This window comes from Streptomyces sp. NPDC031445 (genome assembly GCF_055581365.1).
The window spans coordinates 526,960-545,208 of the sequence record NZ_JBVIJO010000001.1 but is presented as its reverse complement, the minus strand read 5'-3'; the positions used below and the strand labels follow the sequence as shown (position 1 = coordinate 545,208).

Genomic DNA, 18,249 nt, shown 5'->3' with positions numbered 1-18,249 from the left:
GCGTACGACGCGGGGGCGGCCCGTCCCGACGACGGGCCGCCCCCGCGGTGCGCGGTACGTGCGGCGGATCAGACCTTCAGCGGCTTGACGGACGTCGGCGCGTGGCCGGGCTCGGTGGCCAGGTCCTCGAACTCGGTGATGTCGCTGATGTCCATGGTGCGGCTCATCGAGATGTTGGTGATCCGCTCCAGGATCGCCTCGACGACGACCGGCACCCGGTACTCGGCGGCCAGCTTCTTCGCCTGCTCGAAGGCGGCGCCCAGCTCGTCCGGCTCGGTGACCCGGATCGCCTTGCAGCCCAGCCCCTCGGCGACCTTGACGTGGTCGACGCCGTAGACACCGATCTCGGGCGTGTTGACGTTCTCGAACTCCAGGTTCACCTGGAAGTCGATGTCCAGGCCGAGCTGCGCCTGCCGGATCAGGCCCAGGTAGGCGTTGTTCACCAGCACGTGGACGTACGGGATCCTGTGCTGCGCGGCGACCGCCAGCTCCTCGATCAGGAACTGGAAGTCGTAGTCGCCGGAGAGCGCGACGACCGGGGAGTCCGGGTCGGCCTTGGCGACGCCGATCGCGGCCGGGATGGTCCAGCCGAGCGGGCCGGCCTGGCCGCAGTTGATCCAGTGGCGCGGCTTGTACACGTGCAGCATCTGCGCGCCGGCGATCTGGGAGAGGCCGATCGTGGTGACGTACCGGGTGTCGGGGCCGAAGGCCCTGTTCATCTCCTCGTACACGCGCTGCGGCTTCATCGGCACGTTGTCGAAGTGGGTACGGCGCAGCAGCGTGGCCTTGCGCTCCTGGGTGGCGGCGACCCAGTCGGAGCGGTCGGGGAGCCTGCCCCCGGCCTTCAGTTCCTTCGCCACCTCGACGAACAGCTCCAGCGCGGCCCTGGCGTCGGAGACGACTCCGTAGTCCGGCGGGAAGATCTTGCCGATCTGGGTGGGCTCGATGTCGACGTGGACGAACTTCCGGTCCCCGCGGTAGACGTCGAGCTTGTAGCCGGTGTGGCGGTTGGCCCAGCGGTTGCCGATGCCGAGGACGAAGTCCGACTCCAGGAAGGTGGCGTTGCCGTAGCGGTGCGAGGTCTGCACGCCGACCATGCCGGCGTTCAGCTCGTGGTCGTCGGGCAGCACGCCCCAGCCCATCAGGGTCGGGATGACGGGGGTGCCGGTCAGCTCGGCGAACTCCACCAGCAGGTCGGCCGCGTCGGCTCCGATGACGCCGCCGCCGGCGACGATGACGGGGCGCCGCGACTCCAGAAGAAAGGTCAGGGCCTTCTCGATCTGGGCGCGGGTCGCGGCCGGCTTGTAGACGGGCAGCGGCTCGTACGTCTCCGGGTCGAACTCGATCTCGGCGAGCTGGACGTCGATCGGCAGGTCGATCAGGACCGGGCCGGGGCGGCCGGAGCGCATCAGGTGGAACGCCTGCTGGAAGACACCGGGGACCTGCGCGGCCTCCAGGACGGTGACGGCCATCTTGGTGACCGGCCCCGCGATCGAGGCGATGTCGACGGCCTGGAAGTCCTCCTTGTGGATCACGTGGGTGGGCGCCTGGCCCGTGATGCACAGGATCGGGATGGAGTCGCCGATCGCCGAGTACAGACCGGTGATCATGTCGGTGCCGGCCGGGCCGGAAGTGCCGATGCAGACACCGATGTTGCCCGGCGTGGTCCGGGTGTAGCCCTCGGCCATGTGCGAGGCGCCCTCGACGTGGCGGGCGAGGGTGTGGTTGATGCCGCCGCCCTCCTTGAGGGCCTTGTAGAAGGGGTTGATCGCCGCGCCCGGCACACCGAAGGCGTCGGTGACGCCCTCGCGCTTGAGGATCTCAACTGCCGCGCGGGCAGCGGTCATACGAGCCATCGAGTACTCCTGCTTCGGCTGTCGGATGCGTACTCCCGTCGCGCCCCGCGGTGAGCACCCATGTTTTCCGTATAACGGAAAGTTACTTCTGCTATCTGGAAGCAATGTAAGGGGGTGCGACAAGGCCGTCAAGAGCGGTCCGGACACCGGCAAGCGCCGGACAGGGGCGGCCGGGGAGGAGCACCATGGGAGCGCCGTCCCGACGCGACGCCTTGGAGTGGGACATGCCCGAGAGCGTTCCGGTGCGCTGCCCGGTCTGCCGGCGCACGCACCTCTACACCGCGCCGGCGTATCCCTGCGCGTGCGGGGCCCCGGCCGCGCCCCGGCTGGACCCGGCGGCCGAACCGGCCGTGGCGGCGCACCGCGCCTGGGACGACGAGTGGCTCACACTGCCGTGCGCCGGCTGCGGGCGCCTGGGCCACTGGCCCCGCCCCGAACTGGGCTGCAAGTGCGGCACGGTCCTGCGCATTCCGGTGACGGGGGCGTGGCCGGCGGAACCTGCGGCGGGGACGTGGGGGCCGCCCGGCGCGGGGGGACCACCGGGGACGCGGGACCCGGGCGGCGCCTGGCCCCCGGCCGCCCCGCAGCGCCCCGCCGGCCCACCGGAACCCACCGGCCCGCACCCAGCGAAGGGCACCCGGGGACCCGCCGGCTTCGGGGGACCCGCCGTCGTCGGGGGACCCATCGGTCCCGGGGGGCCCATAAGTCCCGGGGGACCCATCGGTCTCGGGGGACCCGCCGACCCAGGTGGGCCCGCCGGCCCAGGGGCAACCGCCGGCCCAGGGCGACCCGTCGGCCCAGCGGCACCGGCCGGCCCGGAGGAACCCGTCGGCGCGCAGGGACCGGCCGGTCCCGACACACCCGCCGACGCACGGGGACCGGCTGGTCCGAGCCGACCCGCCGACGCACGGGAACCCGCCACTCCCCACACACCCGCCAACGCACGGGAACCCGCCACTCCCGACACACCCGCCGACGCACGGGGACCGGCTGGTCCGAGCCGACCCGCCGACGCACGGGAACCCGCCACTCCCCACACACCCACCAACGCACGGGAACGCGCCCGTTCAGGTGGGCCGGCCGACGCGCCGGGTCCGGTCGGCGGCCGCCCCGCGCCCGGTCACCGTCCCCCCTTCCAGCCCCGCACCATCCGTACCGCCCGGGACGCCGTCACCGCCGCCGCGCTGTACCTCCGCTGGCTCGGTTACCGGGACATCCGCCGGGCCGACCAGCGGCCTGTGACCGGCATCGGGCTCGCCGCCCGGGGGCTGCTCGCCCAGGTGGACCCGACCGTGCGGCCGGCCGGCCCGAGGGACGTGGAGTGCCTGTGGCTGACGGCGATGACCGAGTCCGCCGAGTGCGCGCACTTCTCCCTCGCCGGCCACACCGACGCCGCCCGGGCCGGCGCGGACGCCCTCGGCATCCCGCTGTTCGTGCTCGACCTCGCGGGCGTGCCCCAGCCCGTGAACGACCCCGCCGAGGCCCTGCACACCAGGGGCGCACCGGAGCGGGGAACGAGGACGCGGGACGGGTGGACCTGACCCCTTCCCCCGAGGACCGCCGTGGGACATCCACCGCATGCTCGTGCCCGGCCGCCGCGCACCCGGATCACACCCCGTACCTGTCCCGTAGCTCGATCTTGCGGACCTTCCCCGACACCGTCATCGGGAAGGCGTCGAGGAGCTGGAGCCTGCTGGGGATCTTGTAGTGCGCGAGCCGCCCCGCGCAGAAGTCACGCAGCTCCTCCAGCGTGAGGGGGTCGGCGGGGTCGCTCGGGATGACACACGCGAGGACCTCCTCGCCGTACCGCTCGTGCGGCACCCCGACGACCTGGACGTCCCGGATGCCCGGGTGGGCGTACAGGAACTCCTCGATCTCGCGCGGGTAGACGTTCTCGCCACCCCGGATGATCATGTCCTTGATCCGGCCGACGATCTCGACGTACCCGTCCTCGCGCATCACCGCCAGGTCCCCGGTGTGCATCCAGCGGCCCGCGTCGATGGCCTCGGCCGTCTTCTCCGGCTCGTTCCAGTAGCCGAGCATCACGCTGTAGCCGCGGGTGCACAGCTCGCCCGCCTCGCCCCGTGGCCGGGTGACCCCGGTGGCCGGGTCGACCACCTTGACCTCCAGGTGGGGCAGGACCCGGCCGACCGTCGCGGTGCGGTGCTCCAGGTCGTCCTCGATCCGCGTCTGCAACGACACCGGGGACGTCTCCGTCATGCCGTAGCAGATGGAGACCTGCTCCATGTGCATCTCGGCCACCACCCGCTTCATCACCTCCACCGGGCAGGGGGAGCCCGCCATGATGCCGGTGCGCAGGGTGGAGAGGTCGTAGGAGGCGAAGTCGGGGAGGTTCAGCTCCGCGATGAACATGGTGGGGACGCCGTACAGCGAGGTGCACCGCTCCCGTTGCACCGCCTCCAGCGTGGCCGCCGGGTCGAAGGACGGCGCCGGTATGACCATGCAGGCGCCGTGCGAGGTGGCCGCCAGATTGCCCATGACCATGCCGAAGCAGTGGTAGAAGGGCACCGGGATGCAGATGCGGTCCTGCTCGCTGTAGGCGATCGCCTCCCCCACGAAGTAGCCGTTGTTGAGGATGTTGTGGTGGGAGAGGGTGGCGCCCTTCGGGAAGCCGGTCGTGCCCGAGGTGTACTGGATGTTGATGGGGTCGTCGCAGGACAGCTCCTCGTACGACACCCCGGGCGTCGCCCGCCGCAGCAGTTCCTCCCAGCTCGGGTCGCCGATGTACACGATCTCGCGCAGCTCGGGGCAGTCGCCCCGCACCTGCTCGGCCATCGCCCGGTAGTCGCTCGTCTTGTGGCTGAGGGAGGCCACCAGCAGCGAGACGCCCGACTGCCTCAGGACGTACTCGACCTCGTGGGTGCGGTAGGCGGGGTTGATGTTGACCATGACGGCGCCGACGCGGGCGGTGGCGTACTGCACCAGCACCCACTCCGGGCAGTTGACCGCCCAGATGCCCACCCGGTCGCCCTTGGCGACGCCGCTGACCACCAGGGCCTGCGCCAGCTCCTCGACGGCCGCGCCGAATTCCGCGTACGTCCAGCGCCGCCCTGACGGCACGTCGACCAGGGCCTCGCGGTCCGGCCAGGCCGCCACGGCACGGTCCAGGTTGGCGCCGATGGTGTCGCCGAGCAGGACGGTCGGGCTGGTCCCGTGCGTGTACGACAGCTGCGGGGTCACCGGAAGTCCTCCTCGCGGTACTCGTTCTCCGAGCCGGCCGCCGTGGCCTCGCGCAGCTCGATCCGGCGGATCTTGCCGGAGACGGTCTTGGGCAGCGCCCCGAACTCCAGCCGGCGGACGCGCTTGTACGGCGCGAGCACGTCACGGGAGTGCTCGAAGACGACCTTCGCGGTGTCCGGGCCGGGCTCCCAGCCCTCGGCGAGGACGACGTACGCCTTGGGCACCGCGAGCCGCAGCTCGTCCGGGGCGGGGACGACGGCCGCCTCGGCGACCGCCTCGTGCTCCAGCAGGGCGCTCTCCAGCTCGAACGGACTCACCTTGTAGTCGGAGGCCTTGAAGACGTCGTCGCTGCGCCCGATGTAGGTGAGGTAGCCCTCCTCGTCCCTGGCGGCGATGTCCCCGGTGCGGTAGTAGCCGCCCGCCATGGCCTCGGCCGTGCGGTCCGGGTCGCCGTGGTAGCCGGTCATCAGGCCGACCGGGCGCTCGGCGAGGTCGAGCGCGATCTCGCCCTCGGCGGCGCCGGGAGCGCCGGAGACCGGGTCCAGCAGTTCCACCCGGAAGCCGGGGCTGGGACGGCCCATGGAACCGGTCTTCAGCGGCTGGCCGGGGCTGTTGGAGACCTGCACGGCCGTCTCGGTCTGCCCGAAGCCGTCCCGGACGGTCACCCCCCAGGCACGCCGGACCTGCTCGATGACCTCGGGGTTGAGCGGCTCGCCCGCGGCCACGATCTCGCGGGGCGGGGTGCGCAGCTGGCCGAGGTCGGCCTGGATGAGTATCCGCCACACGGTCGGCGGCGCGCAGAACGTGGTCACGCCGGCCCGGTCCATCTCGGCCATCAGCCGGGCCGCGTCGAAGCGGGTGTAGTTGAAGACGAACACCGTCGCCTCCGCGTTCCACGGCGCGAACAGGTTGGACCAGGCGTGCTTGGCCCAGCCGGGCGAGGAGATGTTCAGGTGGACGTCGCCGGGCTTGAGGCCGATCCAGTACATGGTGGCCAGGTGCCCGACCGGGTACGAGGTGTGGGTGTGCTCGACCAGCTTGGGGCGGGCGGTCGTCCCGGAGGTGAAGTACAGCATCAGCGGGTCGTCGGCCAGCGTCGGGCCGTCCGGGACGAAGTCGGCGGGGCCCGCGTAGGCGTCCTCGTACGGCTCCCAGCCCTCCTGCGGCAGGCCGCCGACCGAGATGCGGGTGTAGGCGCCGGGCACGTCGGCGAACTTGGCGGTGTCCTCCGCCCGGACGACGACGTGTTTCACCCGCCCCCGCTCCACCCGGTCGGCGAGGTCGGCCGGGCCGAGCAGGGGGGTGGCCGGGATGACGACCGCGCGCAGCTTCATCGCGGCCAGCGCGGTCTCCCACAGCTCGGCCTGGTTGCCCAGCATGACGAGGACGCGGTCCTCGGCGGCGACCCCGCGCTCGCGCAGCCACCGGGCCACCCGGTTCGACCGCTCGGACAGCTCGGCGAAGGAGAGCCGGGTCTCGGTGCCGTCCTCCTCGACGATGTGCAGCGCGGCGCGGTCGTTGCCGTCGGCGATCTCGTCGAACCAGTCCAGCGCCCAGTTGAAGTGCTCGGGCCGGGGCCAGCGGAAGCCCTCGTAGGCGGTGGCGTAGTCCTCTCGGTGTTCCAGCAGGAAGTCCCGTGCCCTGCGGAACATCTCCGTCGCCGTCGTCATCGGTTCTCCTCCTATGCTCCGGACCATTGCCGGGCGGCTCTCTGGCATCGTCTAATCCGTGATGCGGGTCTCACTACCCCCGAACGGGGGTGTGGGCGGCCGAAAGGGCGAACGGGTGACGGCAGACGCGGTGGGGACGGTGGAGATCGGCGGCGCGCTGGCCCGGCTGCGGCGGGTGACGGGACTGCCCGTGGCCTTCGGCGGCCTGGTGGAGTCCGGCCGGCCGCAGATCCGGATCAGCGAGCTGAGCGGCACGACCACGGCCGCACTGCGCTCGCTCGCGGTGACCTCCGGCAGCGGGCTCGGCGGCAAGGCGGTGGCGCTGGCCCGGCCATGCGCGGTGACCGACTACTCCAGCTCACGCCAGATCAGCCACGAGTACGACGTGCCGGTGGCCGCCGAGGGCATCCGGGCGGTGCTCGCCGTGCCGGTGGTGGTGCGGCGCCGGGTGCGCGGGGTGCTGTACGGCGCGCTGCGCTCGGCCCGGCCGCTCGGTGACCGCACGCTGGACGCGGCGGTGGCGGTGGCGCGGGACGTGGAGCAGGCGCTGGTGGTGCGGGACGGGGCGCGGGAGTTGCTGGCGGCGGCCCGGCCCGAGCGGACCGTCCCCGAGGGCGGTGCCATGTGGGAACAGGTGCGCGAGGCGCACGCGGCACTGCGGGCGCTGGCCCCGCGGATCGCCGATCCGCGGCTGCGGGCCGAACTGCTGTCCGCGTGCGGGCTGCTGACCGCGCCGCCGCGAGCCGGGAGCGTGACCCTGGCGCCACGCGAGGTGGACGTGCTGTCCTGGGTGGCGGCGGGTGCCACCAACGCGGCGGTGGCCGAGCGGCTGGGCATCGGCCCGGAGACGGTCAAGGGGTATCTGCGTTCGGCGATGCGGAAGCTGGGCGCGCACACGCGAGGGGAGGCGGTCACCGCGGCGCGCAGGGCGGGGCTGCTGCCGTAGCCCGGGGCCTGCCGGGAAACCTGACGGTCATGCAACCCGCCGATCCGGAAACCCGTTGGTCAGGAAACCTGACCATTCATCCGGCGCCACTTTGAATTTCCCTCTGCTTGACCGTTTGTTATTTCCCTCACCAGGGCTTCCGTCCGGATTTCAGGGATCGTTGCCTAGAATTTGCTCCGGACACGACACACGAGGGGAGCGGTGACCGTGCGACGGGACTTCAAGGAGCCTGCCAGGTGCCGCCCCGACCTGGTCATAGGCCGCGAGGAGCTGTTCGCCGACGCCCGTGAGCGACTCGCCTCCGGGGGCAGTGTGCTGCTCCACGGCCCCGCCGGAATAGGGAAATCCACCGTCCTGCGGGCATTGGCCGAGGAATACGGCGCCACCGCGCGCACGGTCTTGCGCTGCTCGGCGACCGAGTCCGAATCCCACCTGCCCTTCCTCGCCCTCGCCGACCTCCTCGGCCTGGTGCTCGACGAGGTCTCCCCGCGACTGCCCGCCGCCCAGCGCACCGCCCTGGAGTCGGCGCTCACCGGCCGGGGCGAGTCCAGCCTCCAGCGCGACGGACTCGCCCTGCGCCTCGCCGTGCTCTCCGCGCTGCGCGCCCTCGCCGTCCACGGCCCCGTCCTGGTGGTCGCCGACGACCTCCAGTGGCTGGACCCGGCCAGCGCGGAACTCCTCGGCTTCGCCGCCCGGCGCCTGGAGGGCACCCCGGTGCAACTGCTGTGCGCGGTCCGCACGGAGGGCCGGCAGAGCCAGGAGTACGACCGCCACCTGCGCGCCTGTCCGCCGGGCACCCTCGCGGTCCGGCTGGGCCCGCTCTCGCGCACCCAGGTCGCCGAGCTGCTCGACCACCGCGGCCACGGCTGCCTGTCCCGCTCCACGGTCCGCGAGATCCACCGCACCAGCGGCGGCAACCCGCTCTTCGCCCTGGAACTGGGCCGCGCCCTCGCCGACAGCCCCACCCCGCCCCGGCCGGGCGAGCCGCTGCCCGTGCCGACCTCGCTGCGCGCCCTGGTGCTCAGCCGTCTTGACATGCTCTCGGTGGAGGCCCGCCGCACCCTGCTGGTGGCCAGCGCCGGCGCCCGCCCCACCCCGGCCCTGCTGCACGCGGCCGGCCGGGAGAACGCCGAGGCCGAGTGCGCCCAGGCCGCCGAACTCGGGCTGCTGGCCACCGAGCCGGACGCCCCGGCCGTACGGTTCGCACACCCGCTGATATCGGCCGCGCTGTACGCGGAGGCGCCCGCCCACGAACGGCGGGCCGCGCACGCGGCGCTGTCGACCGCGGCCTCCGACCCGATCGAACGGGCCCGGCACCTGGCCCTGGCCACCACCGGCACCGACCCGGAGGTCGCCGCCCGGCTCGCCGAGGCCGCCGCCCTCGCCCGGGACCGCGGAGCGCCCTCGGTCGCCGCCCAGCTGGGGCTGCTCGCCGCCCGGCACACCCCCGCCGACGGCGCCCCGAGCCCGCAGGAACGCCGGCTGACGGCCGCCGAGGACGCCATCACCGCCGGCGAGGTCGACCTGGCCCGGGACATCGCCCGGGAGGTGCTCGCCCGGGCGACCGTGCCCGCCGACCGGGTAAGGGCCTGGATGATCGTCATCGACACCGCCGGCCACACCATGGCCGAGGTCGACGCCGTCTTCCCGCAGGCCCTCGCCGACGCCGGCGACGACCCCCGGCTGCTCGCCCTGGTCCACTACCAGCTGGCCTGGCGGGCGCTCATCGTGGAGGGCGACTTCACCGAGGCCCGGGAGGCCGCCGCGCACGCCGCCGGGCTGGCCGCCCGCGGCGCGGACCGGCGCACCGAGCTGCTCTCCCTCGCCTTCCAGGCGCAGACCGAGACCCTGATGGGCCATCCGGAGGCGCCCCGCACCATCAAGCGGGCCCTGAAGGAGCCCCAGGACCCCCGGGTGGCGTGGCATCACAACGGCGCGGGCAGCGCCCGGTTCCGCTGGCTGGTCATGGGAGACCAGCTGGCCGAGGCCCGGGCCGCGGTCACCGGGCTGCTGCGCGAGGTGCGCCGGCGCGGCTCGGTGGAGAGCGAGGTGCACTTCCTGCGCGGTCTCGCCGAGACCGAGCTGCGCGCCGGACACTGCGGGCGGGCCCTGGAACTGGCCCGCGACGGCCTGCGGCTCGCCCGGGACTCCGGGATCGGCGAGACCGCCTCGGCGATGCTCACCTCGCTCGCCGAGGCCTCCGGCGGCGACGTGGACCGCGCCCTGGCCCTGGCCCGGGAAGCGGCGCACCACGCCGAGGAGGACGGCGACCAGATGTACCTGTCCCGGGCGCTGGGCGCCCTCGGGTACGCCCAGCTGGTGGCCGGGGACCCGGCGGGCACCGTGCGCTCGCTGCGCCGGGTGCGCACCCTGGAGCTGGGCCTCGGCATCACCGACCCGGCGCGGGGCCGCTGGCACGGCGACCTCGCCGAGGCGCTCGTCCTGATCGGTGAGACGGCCGAGGCGCAGGACGTCATCGACGTCAGCCGGGAACACGCCCTGCGGCTCGGCCGGGAGAGCGTCCTCGCCGTGCTCGACCGGTCCGAGGCGCTGGTGCGCGCCGCCCGGGGCGACCGGGAGGCCGCGCTCGCCCAGCTGACGTCCGCTCAGGACCGGCTCGGCAAGCTCGGCTACGGCCTGGAGGAGGCACGGGCCGCGTTCGCGCTGGCCCGGCTGCGCGGGGGCCCGGGGGCCGGGCCGGCCGTGTTCGAGGAAGCCACCCGGCTGTTCCGGCGCTGCCGGGCGCTGCCCTGGCTGCGCCAGGTGGACGAATCCCCGGCCACCGCCGTACCGGAACCCGCGCCGGCCGTGCCGGAGGCCCTGGACGCGCTGCACGCGCTGGCCGCGATGGAGCGTCAGGTCGCCGCGCTCGTCATGGAGGGGGCCACGAACCGGGAGATCGCGGCCCGGCTGTTCATCAGCGTGAAGACGGTGGAGGCGACCCTGACGCGGGTGTACCGCAAGCTGGGGATCCGTTCGCGGGTGGACATCGTCCGATTGGCGGCAGGTCACCGCGCGCCCTGAGCGGTGCTCTTGTTAACTGAACCGGACCGAGGGTTTTCCCTCACCCAACCCCCTAGGGGGTTCCCTCATTGGGAGCCGAGGGTGCCGGGTCCTAGCGTAATGGGCGTGCCGCTCGCCCGGGCACATGGGGGTCGGTCCCGCGACCCCCATGCAAACCCCCCACACAGACCCGCGCGAACCCCCCACCGGTGCAACCCCACTGAGGAGACTCATGTTCGGGCTCACACGTGCAAGAAAGACCGCCGCGACCGTGGTGGCCACTGCCGCCGCGGCGGCGTCCGCGCTGCTCGCCTCCCCCACGGCGAGCGCCGCCCCCCAGCCCATCGTCGGCGGCACGACCACCACGACGACCGCGTACCCGTTCATGATGCAGATCACGGACGCGTCCCAGAACCAGTTCTGCGGCGGCACCCTGGTGGCGCCCGACAAGGTGGTCACGGCCGCGCACTGCATGGCCGGCGAGACCACGGGCAGCGTCCGCGTGGTCGGCGGCCGGACCTACCTCAACGGCACCAACGGCACGGTGAGCCGGGTCAGCAAGATCTGGATCGACCCGGACTACACGGACGCCACCAACGGCGACGACGTGGCCGTGCTGACCCTCTCGACGTCGATGCCGTACACCACGGCGAAGTACGTCACCTCCTCCCAGACGAGCGTGTACGCGGCCGGGACCACCGCCCGCATCCTCGGCTGGGGGACCACCTCGGAGAACGGCGGCTCCTCCAACCAGCTGCGGACCGCGACCGTCCCGGTCGTGTCCGACTCCAGCTGCCGCTCCTCCTACGGTTCGGACTTCGTCCAGTCCGACATGGTCTGCGCCGGATACACGTCCGGCGGCGTTGACACCTGCCAGGGCGACAGCGGCGGTCCCCTGCTCATCGGGGGCGTCCTGGCAGGGATCACTTCCTGGGGCGAGGGGTGCGCGGAGGCCGGTTACCCGGGTGTCTACACCCGGCTGACCACCTTCTCGGACCTGGTGACCGCACAGGTCGGCTCGTGACCCGGAAGACTTCCCGAGCACCGCTCGGGTAACGGCCGGGGGGCGTTGCGGGCCACCACGAGCGGCCCGCAACGCCCCCTCTCCACCCCTGCGGTCGCGTCGTACGACGCCCTCACCGCCGTACGACGTGCCCGAACCGGATGTCGTACGCGGTGCCCGGGTGCATGACCGCGAGCATCCGCTCCGCCTCCGCGGTCACCTCCTCCCGCCGTGCCCGGCCCGGCTCGGCGAAGGTCTCGATGACGAGAGTGCCGCCGTCGAGCTTCCACAGGCCGGCCAGGAAACCGTCGACCAGCAGCGTGCGGTAGGCCTGGTTGCCCCGCCAGTGCCGGCCGCGGTGCTCGGGCGGTACGACCCGGGTGCGGTCGGCGTGGGAGAGCAGGAGGTTGTCGAACTCGGGCAGGAAGCGGGGCGGTGCGGGAGTGGCCGGGTCGGGGCGCGGGGCGTCGGGGAGGTCGAAGAGCTCGACGCCGCGTAGGTCACGGAAGGTCAGCAGCCGGGGGCGCAGGCGTTCGAAGGCGGGCCTGAGCCGGGTGAGTCCGGACCAGGTCTGCATGTCCCGCACGGAGGCGGGGCCGAAGGCCGCGAGGTAGCGCAGGACCACGGCGTCCGGCTCGGGGGCGGCCCCGGCGGGGCGGCCCAGCCAGTGCTCGGCGGTGGTGAGCGCGACCTGGCCGCTCTCGTCCCACAGGCCGCGCGGGGTCACCTGGACGAGCGGGAGCGTGCAGCGGGCCGCCACGGCGAGGGCCCGCGGGTCGGCGTCCGGCCACTCGGCGCCGAGCGCCGCGCGCAAGTCGGCCAGGGTCCGCGGCTCGGCCTCCACCAGCTCCCGGGCGACGGCCGCGAGCCGGTCCAGGTCGACGCCGGTCAGCCCCGCGCGGAAGGTCCCCAGTCCGCGGTCGCTGGCCGGCTGGGCGAAGGACGGCAGGGTCAGGCAGTCGTCGGCGGTGTGGGTGTGGATCGTGGAGCGCAGGGTGACGATCCGGGCCACGTCCCGGCCGGCCATGAGCGCCGACAGCCGCTCCGGCGTGAAGCCGTCCAGCCGGGCGGCGAGGGCGTAGTACGGGGGCCTGGTGTTCTGCGCCTGGAGTCCGAGGAGATGGCTCACCGCGTCCCCGGCCGGCCGCGTGGACCGGCTCAGCAGGAGCTGCCGGGCGAGGGTGGCGCGGTTCAGTGCCCGGACGTCCATGACGGGTGCGCTTCCCGGCCCGCTCCGCTTCCCTGTGCTGTGGCTCATGACCGTACGCTGACACCCCTCGCGGACGAGTTCTGTCCGCGATGCCCGGCGGTTGTCCGTCCGCCGTCGCCTGTGGTGTCGTACGCGGGGACCGGGGACTCTGCGGAAGGGGCGGACATGAACGAGGCGTTGGTGCTGGGCGGCGGGGGCGTGGGCGGCATCGCCTGGATCACCGGGGTGCTGGCGGGGCTCGCCGAGGCCGGGCGGGACGTGACCGGCGCCGGTCTGCTCGTGGGGACCTCCGCCGGGTCCACCGTGGCGGCGCAGGTGGGCAGCGGTCTGGGTCTGGAGGAGCTGTACGCCCGGCAGGTGGACCCCGCCCTCCAGGCCGCCGAGATCACGGCCGAGATGGACCTGGAGAAGTTCGCGGCGGAGATCGGCGCGGCCCTGGCATCGGCCGCCTCCCTGGCCGAGGTGCGGCGCGCGGTCGGGCGGATGGCACTGGACGCGCGGACGGTCTCCGAGGCGGAGCGGCGCGCGGTGATCGAGTCCCGGCTGCCGTCCCACGGGTGGCCGGAGCGGGCGTTGCGGATCGTCGCGGTGGACGCGGTGAGCGGTGAGCCGCGCGTCTTCGACCGCACCTCGGGCGTGCCGCTGGTGGACGCCGTCGCCGCGAGCTGCGCCGTGCCGGGCGTGTGGCCGCCGGTCACGATCGGCGGACGCCGGTACGTGGACGGCGGGGTGCGGTCCGTCGCCAACGCCGACCTCGCCGCCGGTGCCGACCGGGTGCTGGTGCTGGTGCCGCTGGGCGCCACCGAGCCCTTCCCCAGCGAGCGGCCGCTGGAGCGGTCCGTGGCGGAGCTGCGCGCGGCGGGCGCCGAGGTCGTGGTCGTCGCTCCCGACGAGGCGTCGGCCGCGGCGATCGGCGACAACGCCCTCGACCCGGCCACCCGCCGCCCGGCCGCCGAGGCGGGCCGGGCCCAAGGACGCGCACTCACGCTGCCCTGGACGCGGGACTGAGCGGTCCCGTACCCCGCCGGCTCCACGGGGTGCGGCCGGCGCGTACCCCGCCTGGGCGTGACACACGGCCGGACCCGGACGGCGCCCCGCCCGCGCAGGCGCCCTCGCGGCGCCCCGATTCGATCGCCGCCTCGGCGAACGCGCCCCGCACACCGCCCACTCCACGGGATACGGCCCACGCGTACCCCGCCTGGGCGTGACACACGGCCGGCCGGACGGCGCCCCGCCCACGCGGGTGCCCTCGCGGCGCCCCCGCCCGCGTGCCGGACGTTCACCGGGTGGGGTCGCACACGGACGGCAGCCAGGTCAGGCCCCGGGTGGCGCTCAGGGTGTCCAGGGAGCGCAGGAGGTCCCGCAAGTGGCCCGGATGGGCGAGGAACTCGATCGCCGCCTCGGCGAACGCGTCCCGTACCGCGGGCGGCATCGCGTCGGAGGCGTCGAAGCAGTGCACGGCCCGCGGGTCGCGGAGGGTGTGCGCCAGGGAGCGGCGCCAGTCCGGGTCGGTGGCGCCGGCGGGCGGGACGCCGGTGTGGACGGAGAAGCCGGACTGCTGGGCGCTCCAGGCGCGTTGGGCATCGGCGGAGGCCAGGTACCGGATCAGTTCCTTGGCCGCCGGGGTGGCGTGCAGCAGGGCGACCAGGTCTCCGGAGACCTCCCACGCCCGGTTGGCGGGGGCGCCGAGGAGCAGCCGGGCGGAGGGTTCGTAGCGGCCGTCGACGTCCTTCCAGGCGTGCTGGCGGCCCCGGATGAACGACGCCTGGTGCTCCAGCGTGCAGCCGCGCGGGCTCGCGGTGACCGGTCGCGACGCCGCGTCGTACGGGGTCATCAGGGCCCGCCGGACGAGGTCCGGGTCGCCTCCGGCGCCGACCAGGTCGCGCCAGGTGGTCCAGGCCGTCCTGACCTGCTCCGAGTCCCAGCGCAGCGTGCCGCGCGCCCACTGCTCGTAGACCCCGGGGCCGTAGCGTTGCAGCAGGATGTCCTCGATCCAGTCGGTGCCGGGCCAGCCGCTGGTGGCGCCGGAGCCCATGCCTACGCACCACGCGGCCGGCCGGTGCGCCGCCTGCTTCCGCTCCTGCTCCCCGACGCCCGCCGGGTACCAGACGATGCTCTTCACATCGGCCTTGAGGGGGAACCAGTACACGTGCCCGTCGGCCAGCGGCTTGGCCCACAACGTGCCGAAGTCCCCCTGGTGCACCAGGTCTTCCAGCGGCAGGAGCTGCTTCTGCCGGGCGTACTCGGCGAGTTCGCCGGGGCCGGTGAGCGCCACCACGTCGGGTGGCGTGCCGGCCTCGACGTCGGCGCCGAGCACCTGGCTCTCGGCGTTGCTGCCCTGGTAGTCGACGCGGATGTGGTGCTCGCGCTCGAACGGCTCGATGACCGCCTCGCGGAAGTTCTTCTCGTCCTCGCCGGTCCAGTTGGCCAGCAGGGTGACGGTCGGCTCCTGCCCGAGGGCCCGTACGCCCGCCACGACGGCCGCCGCCAGCACGGCCAGGCAGCTCGCCACCACCGTGACGATGCGGACCAGGCGGCGGGAGGGGCGGGAGCGGATCGCGGGGACGGCCGTCGCAAAGCCGCCGGGGCGCGCGTTCACCGGGGCCTGAACCGGTAGTCGTCGATGTGCCGCCGCAGGCCCGTCTCGGCCAGTGCCATCAGCAGGACGCCTCCTATCAGGATCCACACCGCCGCCGACGCGCGGAAGCCGGTGTGCGCCAGGTACGAGGCGGTGTCCCGCCCCGCGTCGGGTATGAGCCGTCCGGGCAGCGGACGGTCGAGCAGCCGCCGGGTGTCCGCCATGCCCTGCTGGGTCCACACGGTGAACAGCACGGCGGTGGCGACACCGGCCGCCGACAGCGCCAGGGCGGCCAGGAGCTGGCGGTTGTACCGGCGCCGGAAACGGCGGCGGAGGAAGAGCTGGGTCTCCACCAGCGCGGCCCCCAGGGCGAGGGCCAGCAGCAGGCTGACGCTCCAGGCGAGCCACAGCAGCGGGCCGAACGAGGTCTGCCGGTGCACGGCCGCCCGCTGCTGGCGTTGCAGCGCCTTCAGACGGTCCTGTACGCCCGTGCCCTTCTCCGTCAGGATCCTGGTGGCGTAGCTGCGGTACGCCTCGCGCAGCAGGCTGCCGTCGGGCTGGAGCTGGGACTTCTGGACCTTGATCGCGTAGACCGTGATCAGCCCGGTGATCGTCTGGAGGGTCTGCCGGCCCGCCGGCCCGCCCACGTCGTCGTCCGCGGCGGCGGCCGACAGGCTCTGCGCGGCGACCGAGATCTGCTTCTGGAAGTCGCTGGTCGGGGCGGGTGCGCGGGCGTCCCGCTCGGCCTCGCCGAGCGCGTACAGCGCGGTGTCCAGGGACAGCACGGCCGGGGCGCTGGAGGTGCGCAGCGGGTTCGCGTCGCCGTGCACGCCCTGGTACGACACGAACAGCGAGAGCGCGAGCAGGGCCGACAGGGCCAGCAGCAGGCGGTGGCGGACGGTCAGGTCGTGGGCGGTCGTGCTGACGCCGGGCGCCGGGCACGGCCCGGCACCGGGCAGCCGTAGCCGGGGGGCCGCCCTGCCCCGGGCGCGGCGGTCGTCCGGGCGGCCCTGTGCGGGGCGCGGGGCGGGCGGGGCCGCCGGCCGCGCGCCGGTCGCGGGTCCGGGGCCGGGTGTCGTCCCTCCGCCGGTGGTCATGCGGGTGCCCCTCTCAGCGGCCGGCCGCACCGGCCGCCGCAGTAGACGGAGTCGGCCGGACCGAGCCACTTGCAGCCCGGGCACTCGACGAGTCCGTCGGCGCGGACGGGGAGGGCCGGCTCGCCGGCGCCGTGCGGGGTGGCGCCGGGGGGTGGGGCGGAGCCGGGCGGGGCGGCTTCCCGCGGGCTGCCGGAGCCCGGTGGGGTCCCGGCGGGCCCGGCGCCGCGTGCGGCGGCGCTCCCCTCCCCCGGGCCCGCCGCCGGCTGTTCCGGTGGCGTCGTCAGGGCGCTGGAGAGGATCAGGTGCTGCCAGTCGACGTCCTTCAGGCCGGTGCGGACCCGGCCGGCGCCCGGGGCGGCCTCGATCAGCCGGAGCGCGCCGAGCAGCTGGGCGTCGCCCAGTTCGGCGGCCAGCCCGAGCGCGCGGGCGAGTTCCCGGTCCGCGGTGTCGCGGCCGTCCGCGCCGCCCAGCCAGGCCCGGTAGGCGCCGGCGACGGCGGCGCTCGCCTGCTGGTACAGCTCGTGCCGGCGGACCCCGGGGTGCTGCCGGGAGGCGTCCAGGGGGTTGTCGGTCCAGCGCACCAGGATGGGCCGCGGCGCGGGCAGCCGTACCGGCCGGCCGAAGTCGGGTACGGCGATCTCCACGGCGGCGAGCTGGAGGTCCTCGCCGGTCTCGCGGCCGGCCGGGTCGGCGGTCAGGACGACCTGGAAGTGCCGTACCTCCTCGCCCCAGGCGCGGGTGACGTACTCCGCGGCGCGCCCGCCGGGCCCGGCCGGCACGGGCGGCAGTTCCTGTTCGCTCGGCACCACCTGCTTGACCTGCCGGATCACCGTGCCCGGGGTGGGGGTGAGCCGGATGCGCAGCTCGGGCACCGCCGTGCCGAGCAGTCCGGCCACCAGCTCCTCGTAGGCGGCGGTCAGTTCGGACTCGGCGCGGACGGCGCGGGCGCGGCCGTGCAGCCGCCGGGTGATGCGCAGCAGCAGATCGGCGTCCCAGTCGTCGCCGATGCCCCAGGCGTCGCAGACGAACCGGCCCTCGCAGGCGTCGAGCGCGGTCTCCAGGGACATCGCGGCCCGGTGGTCGTGCTCGTTGCGCCCGTCGGTGAGCAGCAGGACGTGTTTCACCGGGGCGGGGTGGTCCTTGAGCAGCCACCGGGCGAGGTCGAGCCAGGGGCCGATGGCGGTGCCGCCGTCCGCGTCCAGGATCCGCACGGCGCGTTCGGCGGCCTCGCGTTCGCCGGGACCGGCGACGGCGAGCACCGCGCTGCCGGCGCCGGGGTGGACGAGGGTGGCGTCGAACCGTCCGGAGAGCACGGCGAACGCGGTGCCGTCGGGCAGCATCCGGACCGCCGCGACGGTGGCGTCCTTGGCCGCGTGCAGTTTGGCGGCGGGGTGGAGCATCGAGCGGGAGGTGTCGACGATCAGCACCTCCGCGAGCGCGGGCCCGGTGCCGGGCACGGGCGCGCCGGGGCGCGCCGGGCGGCCGTGGCTCCTGACCCCGATCTCCAGGATGGCGTGCATCTCCGGGTCCGGGTGCCGCCCGGCGGGGTCCGGCGCGACCGGCAGTTCCTTTTGCTGGCCGACCGCGAGCGTCACCTCGGTCTCCTCGGCCACGGTCATCGCTGCCTCTTCCCAAGTGGTCCTGAAGGTCGTCTCCTCCGGGCGTCGGGCTCCCGGAGGACCGTG

12 protein-coding genes are annotated in these 18,249 nt (G+C 74.3%); 5 read left to right on the top strand and 7 right to left on the bottom strand.

Translation table 11 applies throughout. The features are described from left to right. Positions 1 to 68: 68 nt before the first annotated feature. Positions 69 to 1,856, bottom strand: coding sequence for a glyoxylate carboligase (gcl, locus tag ACZ5DC_RS02155; RefSeq protein ID WP_468648483.1), 1,788 nt, complete (start codon positions 1,854 to 1,856; stop codon positions 69 to 71). Positions 1,857 to 2,539: 683 nt separating this feature from the next. Here gcl and ACZ5DC_RS02150 point away from each other — a divergent pair. Then, the gene (locus ACZ5DC_RS02150; RefSeq protein ID WP_468649897.1) at positions 2,540 to 3,397 is read left to right on the top strand and encodes a hypothetical protein; all 858 of its coding nucleotides are present in this window, start codon (positions 2,540 to 2,542) and stop codon (positions 3,395 to 3,397) included. Positions 3,398 to 3,464: 67 nt separating this feature from the next. Here the strand turns inward: ACZ5DC_RS02150 and ACZ5DC_RS02145 are convergent, their stop codons facing one another. Then, the gene (locus ACZ5DC_RS02145; protein WP_468648481.1) at positions 3,465 to 5,057 is read right to left on the bottom strand and encodes an AMP-binding protein; all 1,593 of its coding nucleotides are present in this window, start codon (positions 5,055 to 5,057) and stop codon (positions 3,465 to 3,467) included. Beyond that, entirely contained in the window at positions 5,054 to 6,727 is a 1,674-nt protein-coding gene (locus tag ACZ5DC_RS02140) for an AMP-binding protein (protein ID WP_468648479.1), read from the bottom strand. Before ACZ5DC_RS02140 ends, ACZ5DC_RS02145 begins: the two co-directional genes overlap by 4 nt. A gap of 115 nt (positions 6,728 to 6,842) precedes the next feature. On the opposite strand from ACZ5DC_RS02140, the gene ACZ5DC_RS02135 reads away from it, so the two are divergent. From ACZ5DC_RS02135 to ACZ5DC_RS02125, 3 genes are all read left to right on the top strand, one after another. Next, positions 6,843 to 7,673 carry a response regulator transcription factor gene (locus ACZ5DC_RS02135; protein WP_468648477.1) on the top strand — a complete coding sequence of 277 codons (831 nt, stop codon included), beginning with the start codon at positions 6,843 to 6,845 and terminating at the stop codon, positions 7,671 to 7,673. 201 nt (positions 7,674 to 7,874) lie between these two features. Next, the gene (locus ACZ5DC_RS02130) at positions 7,875 to 10,697 is read left to right on the top strand and encodes a helix-turn-helix transcriptional regulator (RefSeq protein WP_468648475.1); all 2,823 of its coding nucleotides are present in this window, start codon (positions 7,875 to 7,877) and stop codon (positions 10,695 to 10,697) included. Between the two features lie 211 nt (positions 10,698 to 10,908). Further along, the gene (locus ACZ5DC_RS02125) at positions 10,909 to 11,700 is read left to right on the top strand and encodes a S1 family peptidase (RefSeq protein ID WP_468648473.1); all 792 of its coding nucleotides are present in this window, start codon (positions 10,909 to 10,911) and stop codon (positions 11,698 to 11,700) included. Positions 11,701 to 11,812: 112 nt separating this feature from the next. On the opposite strand, the gene ACZ5DC_RS02120 is transcribed toward ACZ5DC_RS02125, so the two are convergent. Then, positions 11,813 to 12,937 carry a winged helix DNA-binding domain-containing protein gene (locus ACZ5DC_RS02120; protein WP_468648471.1) on the bottom strand — a complete coding sequence of 375 codons (1,125 nt, stop codon included), beginning with the start codon at positions 12,935 to 12,937 and terminating at the stop codon, positions 11,813 to 11,815. Between the two features lie 117 nt (positions 12,938 to 13,054). Between ACZ5DC_RS02120 and ACZ5DC_RS02115 the strand changes: the two genes are divergently transcribed. Further along, positions 13,055 to 13,897 carry a patatin-like phospholipase family protein gene (locus tag ACZ5DC_RS02115; protein WP_468648469.1) on the top strand — a complete coding sequence of 281 codons (843 nt, stop codon included), beginning with the start codon at positions 13,055 to 13,057 and terminating at the stop codon, positions 13,895 to 13,897. A 271-nt stretch (positions 13,898 to 14,168) separates the two neighbouring features. Here the strand turns inward: ACZ5DC_RS02115 and ACZ5DC_RS02110 are convergent, their stop codons facing one another. The 3 genes from ACZ5DC_RS02110 to ACZ5DC_RS02100 are packed head-to-tail and all read right to left on the bottom strand — an operon-like array spanning position 14,169 to position 18,183. Continuing rightward, a complete protein-coding gene (locus tag ACZ5DC_RS02110; RefSeq protein WP_468648467.1) occupies positions 14,169 to 15,488 on the bottom strand; it encodes an ABC transporter substrate-binding protein in 1,320 nt (439 codons plus the stop codon). After that, a complete protein-coding gene (locus ACZ5DC_RS02105) occupies positions 15,485 to 16,564 on the bottom strand; it encodes a hypothetical protein (RefSeq protein WP_468648465.1) in 1,080 nt (359 codons plus the stop codon). The genes ACZ5DC_RS02110 and ACZ5DC_RS02105 overlap by 4 nt, the downstream gene beginning before the upstream one ends. Further along, positions 16,561 to 18,183: a VWA domain-containing protein gene (locus tag ACZ5DC_RS02100; protein WP_468648463.1), complete on the bottom strand. Its 1,623-nt coding sequence runs from the start codon at positions 18,181 to 18,183 to the stop codon at positions 16,561 to 16,563. Before ACZ5DC_RS02100 ends, ACZ5DC_RS02105 begins: the two co-directional genes overlap by 4 nt. Positions 18,184 to 18,249 lie beyond the last annotated feature (66 nt).